Source organism: Herpetosiphonaceae bacterium (genome assembly GCA_036374795.1).
Lineage (GTDB): Bacteria > Chloroflexota > Chloroflexia > Chloroflexales > Kallotenuaceae > LB3-1.
Map to the genome: position 1 here is coordinate 1 of DASUTC010000006.1, position 5,844 is coordinate 5,844.

Annotated in this window: 3 protein-coding genes; 2 read left to right on the forward strand and 1 reads right to left on the reverse strand. The window is 66.2% G+C overall.

Translation table 11 applies throughout. The annotated features are described in order from the left end of the window. Positions 1–191 (reverse strand): hypothetical protein (locus tag VFZ66_00480; GenBank protein ID HEX6287628.1); only part of this gene is annotated, 191 nt, incomplete at its 3' end. Between the two features lie 48 nt (positions 192–239). Here VFZ66_00480 and VFZ66_00485 point away from each other — a divergent pair. After that, complete coding sequence (locus VFZ66_00485; GenBank protein ID HEX6287629.1) at positions 240–5,339, forward strand: beta-ketoacyl synthase N-terminal-like domain-containing protein; 5,100 nt, start codon at positions 240–242, stop codon at positions 5,337–5,339. A 16-nt stretch (positions 5,340–5,355) separates the two neighbouring features. Next, a partial coding sequence (locus VFZ66_00490; GenBank protein HEX6287630.1) for a condensation domain-containing protein occupies positions 5,356–5,844 on the forward strand: 489 nt, incomplete at its 3' end.

A 5,844-nucleotide genomic window follows, 5' to 3' on the forward strand; every position in this document is an offset into this window, starting at 1 on the left:
TGAAGCTGCGCGGCTTCCGGATCGAGCTGGGCGAGATCGAGGCGGCGCTGCAGGCGCATCCACAGATCCGGCAGAGCGTGGTGCTCGCCCGTGAGGATCAGGCAGGGCAGAAACGGCTGGTGGCGTACGTCGTCGAAGAACCAAGAACGGGTGCCCTCTGGGCGCACCAAGAACCAAGGGGCGAGGAACAAAGATTCCCCTCTCCTACCGCAGTGGGAGAGGGCGGGTGCCCTCCGGGCATGGCACCCGGCCTGGGTGAGGGGCTGCACTTGGAACTCCGCGCGTTCCTGGGAGCGCGCCTGCCCGACTACATGATACCGAGCGCGTTCGTGGTGCTGGACGCGCTGCCGCTGACGCCCAACGGCAAGATCGACCGCACGGCGCTGCCCATGCCTGAAGATCTGCGCGCGGAGTCAGCCGCGCCGTTTAGCGCTCCACGCTCTCAGATCGAGCGAACGATCGCCACGGTGTGGCAGGACGTGCTCGGCGTTGCGCGGGTTGGCATCGATGATTCCTTCTTTGACCTTGGCGGCCACTCGCTGCTGGCTGCGCAGGTACATTCCCGGCTGCGCGAGACGCTAGATGTCGATCTCTCGCTGCTCGATCTGTTTCGCTATCCGACGATCAAAGCCCTGGCAGCGCATCTTGCGGGAGAAGCAGCCACGAGCGTGGTAGCGGAGCCTGGCCTGGAGCACACGCAGCAGACAGGCGATCTTGTGGCTACGTCGGAGATTGCGATCATCGGCATGGATGGCCGCTTTCCCGGCGCGGCAACTATCGACGAGTTCTGGCAAAATCTACGCGACGGCGTGGAGGCGATCAGCTTCTTCAGCGATGAGGAGCTGCTGGCGGCGGGTGTTTCTCCGGCAGAGCTGCGGCATCCGAGCTACGTCAAGGCACGCGGCATCGTGCGCGACATCGATCTGTTTGACGCCGAGTTCTTCGGCATGACTCCCCGTGAGGCGCAGATCACAGACCCGCAGCAGCGCGTGTTCCTTGAGTGCGCGTGGAGCGCGCTGGAATGCGCGGGCTACGACTCGCTGCGGTATGCGGGTCGGATCGGCGTGTTTGCGGGCGTTGGCTTCAACACCTATCTGCTTGCCGCCGACCGCGCGGCGCTGGAGTCGGCGGGGCGCTACCAGGCGCTGATCGGCAACGACAAAGACTTTGTGCCGACGCGCGTGTCATACAAGCTGAACCTGCGCGGCCCCAGCGTGAACGTGCAGACCGCCTGCTCGTCGTCGCTGGTGGCGGTCCATCTGGCCTGTCAAAGCCTGTGCTCCGGCGAGAGCGATATGGTGCTGGCCGGTGGCGTGACGATCGGCGTGCCGCACATTGCGGGCTACCTCTACGAGCGGGGCGGCACGGCATCGCCGGATGGTCATTGCCGTGCGTTTGACGCGGCAGCACAGGGCATGGTCTTTAGCAGCGGAGCTGGCGTGGTGGTGCTGAAACGGTTCAAGGACGCGCTCCGCGACGGCGACACGATCCATGCCGTGATCAAAGGCTCGGCGATCAACAATGATGGAGCCGGGAAGATTGGCTATACCGCGCCGAGCATCGAGGGACAGGCCCAGGTCATCGCCGACGCGCTCAGGGCGGCGCAGGTCGATCCGGCGTCGATCGGCTACATCGAGGCGCATGGCACCGGCACCGCGCTCGGCGATCCGATTGAGGTCGCGGCGCTGCATGAGGTGTTCCGCCCGCATATCCCGCACACCGGCCTGGTCGCGCTGGGCTCGGTCAAGACCGGTATTGGTCATCCCGACGCGGCGGCGGGCGTGGCCGGGCTGATCAAAACCGTGCTGGCGCTCAAGCACGGCCAGATCCCGCCGAGCCTGCACTTTACGCAGCCCAACCCGCAGATCGATTTCGCCAGCAGCCCGTTCTACGTCAACACCAGCCTGCGCGACTGGGCTACCGGGAAGACTCCTCGGCGGGCTGGCGTGAGCTCGTTCGGCATCGGTGGGACGAACGCGCATGTCGTGCTGGAAGAAGCGCCCGTGGCGGATGCCGCGCCGACGACGCGGCCCTGGCATCTGCTGGTGCTCTCGGCGCGGAGCGGCACGGCGCTCGACAGCGCCACCGCCAGCCTGGCGGCGCATCTTCGTCGGCATCCCGACGCCGATCTAGCCGATGTCACGTACACGCTCCAGGTCGGGCGGCGCAGCTTCGACCATCGTCGTGTGCTGGTCTGCCGGGATCGGGCCGATGCCATCGCCGCGCTCGAACCATGCGATCCGCAGCGGGTGCTCTCGGACGTGTGCTCAACGGCTGATCGTCCGGTGGCGATGATGTTTCCGGGCCAGGGCGCGCAGTACGTCGGGATGGGCCGCGAGCTTTACGAGCACGAGCCAGTGTTTCGCGCAAGCGTCGACCACTGCTGCGACCTGTTGATTCACGATCTCGGCCTCGATCTGCGCAGCGTGCTGTATCCAGCCGATGAGCAGGCCGACGCGGCGATCGAGCGATTGACCGAGACGTGGCTTGCGCAGCCCGCGCTGTTTGTGATCGCGTACGCGCTGGCCCAGCTCTGGATGCGCTGGGGCGTGCAGCCGCGAGCGATGATCGGCCACTCCATCGGCGAGTATGTCGCGGCCTGCGTGGCTGGCGTATGGTCGCTTGAGGATGCATTGAAGCTGGTGGCGATCCGTGGACGGCTGATGCAGCACATGCCGTGCGGCGCGATGTTGAGCGTGTCGCTGCCTGAGCAGGATCTGCTGCCCCTGCTGAACGATGCGCTTTCCCTGGCGGCGGTCAACGGCGACCGGCTCTGCGTCGTCGCGGGAGCAGACGATGCGATCAGCGCGTTTCAGGCGGAGCTTGCCGCACGCGGCATCGAGCATCGGCGGCTGCATACCTCGCACGCCTTCCACTCCACGATGATGGAGCCGATTCTGGATCGATTCGCCGATGAGGTCTGCAAGGTGGCGCTGCATCCGCCGCAGATCCCGTATATCTCCAACGTCACCGGCACCTGGATCACCGCGTCCGATGCGCAGAGCCCGGCCTATTGGTCGCGGCACCTGCGGCAGACCGTGCAGTTTGGCGCTGGCTTGCGGACGCTGCTGGCTGAGGCAGACTGGCTGCTGCTGGAGGTTGGGCCAGGCCATACCTTGAGCACGCTCGTCAGGCAGCATGGCGCGAAAGCCGCAGGCCACGCCGTCGTGGCTTCCCTGCGCCGCGCCGGGGATGGCGCTTCCGACGATGGGATGCCGGGCGCGCTGGCCCGCTGCTGGCTGGCGGGCGTTCCGATCGATTGGACGGGCATGTATGCCGGGGAGCAGCGCCGCCGGATTCCGTTGCCGACCTATCCCTTTGAGCGCCAGCGCTACTGGATCGAGGCGCAGGACGAGGCGCCCAGCCGTTCCGTCACGCATGGCAGACAGCCCGATCCTGCCGACTGGTTCTCGATCCCCTTCTGGAAACCGTCGATCCTGCCGACGATCGCTCAGAGCGCTGGTCCGGCACGGCGCTGGCTGATCTTTGACGACGGCTCCAGCCTGGCGAGCCTGCTGATTCAGGCGCTCGACCAGCAGGGCCGGACGATCACGCGGGTGACAGCAGGCCCGCAGTTCGACGACTCGCAGCCCGACGCCTATCGGATCAGCCCGCACGGAAGAGCAGACTACGACCGCCTGATCGAGTCGCTTGCGGCGCGAGGCAGCTTGCCGGAGCGGATCGTCCATCTGTGGAGCTTGACGACCGGCCAGCCGGAGGGCTGGAGCGTCGCGCGGCTTGCGCAGGCGCAGCGTCTCGGCTATGCCAGCCTGCTCCACCTTGCGCAGGCGCTCGGACCACGGCTCGCCGAGCGGGCGCACCTGATCGCGATCTCCAATCAGCTCCACGGCGTCCACAGCGACGAGCCGATCGCGCCTGAGAAAGCAACGATCCTCGGCGCGTGTACGGCGATTCCGCAGGAGTACGCGAGCTTGCGCTGCCAGGCGATCGATGTAGTCGTGCCGTCCAGCCCGCGCCAGGCGGCGGCGCTCACGTCGTGCCTGATCGGCGAGCTGATGGCCGCGCCAACCAGCAGCTCGATCGCCTATCGAAGCGGCCAGCGCTGGATGCAAACGTTCGAGGCCGTGCGCATCGAAGCCGCAGCCGGCCGACCTGGCCGGCTGCGCGACAACGGCACGTACCTGATCGCGGGCGGGCTGAGTCCGCTCGACCACCTGCTGGCAACCTATCTCGCCCAAACCGTCAAGGCGCGGCTGGCGCTGATCGGGCCAGTCGCATTGCCCGCGCGGGAGTCGTGGGCCGCCTGGCTCGATGCGCACGCGGTCGAGGATGCGGCGAGCCAGCAGATCCGCCAGATCCAGGCGCTTGAACAACTGGGCGCGGAGGTGCTGGTGCTGCCCGCCGATGCCGCCGATGCGGCGCGGATGCGCGAGGTGATCGCAAACGTGATCGAGCGCTTCGGCGGCCTGCATGGTGTGTTCTACACGGCTGCGGCAAGTACCCGGACAACATATCCGATTCGAGCGTTCGATGAGGCAGCCTACCTCTCCGTGTTTGGGCCGCAGGCAGCGAGCGCGACCGACTTTGTGAAGCTGCTTGGCGACCAGGAGCTGGACTTCGCGCTGATCGTCACCGCGAATACCGGGCTGCTCGGCGGAGCAGGACCTGCGGCGGCGGCAACGACCCGCTTTATCGAGGCGCTGGCGCACGAGCAGCAGCGAAGCAGCGATTGGCCCTGCATCAATCTCAGGCTTGATCTTGCGCAGGTCGAGATCGACGCAGCCCGATGGGCAGCGGATCAGGATGCTGCCGACCTGCTGCCGGACGACGTGATCGAGGTGTTCCACCGCGCCCTGACGACCGAATCGGCCTCATGCCTGATCGTCTCGACCGTCGATCTCCACAGCAGGCTTCGCCGGGCTGCCCTCCATCAGGCGGATCGACCGGGACGCGCGCTGGGTGGGACCGGCACAGCCGCTCGCTCGACCGCCACGCCGTATGTTGCGCCCCGAACAGCGATCGAGGAGACGCTGGTGAGTATCTGGCAATATCTGCTTGGGATCGAGCAGGTCGGCGTCTACGATGATTTTTTTGAGCTCGGCGGTCACTCGCTGCTGGCAACGCAGATCATCAGCCAGATTCAGCAGCGTCTGGGCGTGCCGGTGTCGATCCAGCAGCTTTTTGAAAGCTCCACGATCGCGCTGCTCGCGCAGGCGATCGATCACCACCTGACGAGCACAACGATCGAGCAGCCGACGACGAGCGATCTGCCCGCGCACGAGCCGATCGTCGCCGCGCCCCGCGAGATGTATCGCATGAAGCGCGCCGCGCTGACCCGGCAGAGCAGTTCCCAGGAGAAACCTCACGATCAGCAGTAATGTGCCAGGAGCAAGCATGATCTCTTTTCCAAGCGAGGACGGGCCGATCGATAACGCCGAGGTCAGCGATGATGCAGCCGATGTGTTCGCCTTTCCGGCATCGTTTGCCCAGGAGCGGCTCTGGATTACCGAGCAGTTGAATCCTGAGCATTCGGCCTACACGCTCCCCTTCGTCTTACGCCTGGAAGGGCCGCTGGATGCTGCGGCGCTTAACCGCAGTATTCAGACGGTCGTTGCCCGTCACGAGGCGCTGCGCACAACCTTTGTGCTGCTCGACGACGAGCTGCTCCAAACTGTCGCGCCCACGCTGACGATCTCGATGCCGGTGGATGATTTCAGCGCCGCTGCCACGATCGACGAGGCAGCGCTTGCTGCCCACATTGCGGCGGCGGTCGCCCAGCCCTTCGACCTGGCGCAGGGTCCCTTGCTCCGCGTGCGCCTGCTGCGCCTTCAGCCTCAGCGCCATCTGCTGGTGCTCAACCTCCATCATCTGATCGCCGATGGC

What these genes read in the sequence shown, in the direction of transcription:
- VFZ66_00485 (HEX6287629.1), top strand. Translation starts at nt 240, where the DNA reads ATGGCACCCGGCCTGGGTGAGGGGCTGCACTTGGAACTCCGCGCGTTC.